Source organism: Brumimicrobium mesophilum (assembly GCF_003025005.1).
In the GTDB taxonomy this organism is placed as follows: Bacteria; Bacteroidota; Bacteroidia; order Flavobacteriales_D; family Crocinitomicaceae; genus Brumimicrobium; species Brumimicrobium mesophilum.
In genome coordinates, this window is record NZ_PVSS01000067.1 from 1 (window position 1) to 631 (window position 631).

The following is a 631-nucleotide window of genomic DNA, read 5'->3' on the forward strand; positions in this document are numbered from 1 at the left end:
TCGGATGTCCTTAGTTGCTTGTAACGATTCTTATATGGCAAGTATGGCAGTAAAATGCACTGCAATTTCAAGTTTGCTCATAGCCAAATTTACGATTTTGTTTTTAATTTTTTTGGTTATAAAAGCCAAATTGTAAATTTGGCGGGGTAGGTAGGTAACGCTGAACCTTCTTAACCTACTAAGCGCCATATTTGCTATATAAACTGTTAGGTACTGGATTGTTTTGATCGTTCTAGGTAATTTAGAATTGGATTTTTTAATTCGTCTATAAACGTAAAATCCTCTAAAAGCAAACGAAATATTGGGTCATTTGATTTAGTCATGCACAAAATAGCCTCATGATATGCTTTAGTACTTACGCATCCTTTAGGGTCACTTGAATACATTGCTGAGGAGATTGTTCCAAACAGGAAGTTTTTATTATAGTCATCGTCAGGGTTTAGAATTTTATCTACCAATGTTTTAATTACAAGTACATAGTTATTGTCAGAAATTTCTTTGTCGAAATAGAAGAAATCTTCAAAATAATCAATTGCTTGTTCAACTTCAGTTTTATTGGGTGAATTAAGGTTTGATATTTGGTTTTCGATTTGCATTTTTTCTTGTACCTAACGGTCAGGGCTATGAAACC

At 33.0% G+C, this 631-nt stretch carries 1 protein-coding gene; it reads right to left on the reverse strand.

All coding sequences use genetic code 11. The features are described 5' to 3' along the window. Positions 1-206: 206 nt before the first annotated feature. Positions 207-596, reverse strand: a complete 390-nt coding sequence (locus C6368_RS17070; RefSeq protein WP_107040419.1) for a hypothetical protein — start codon at positions 594-596, stop codon at positions 207-209. Between the last annotated feature and the right edge of the window lie 35 nt (positions 597-631).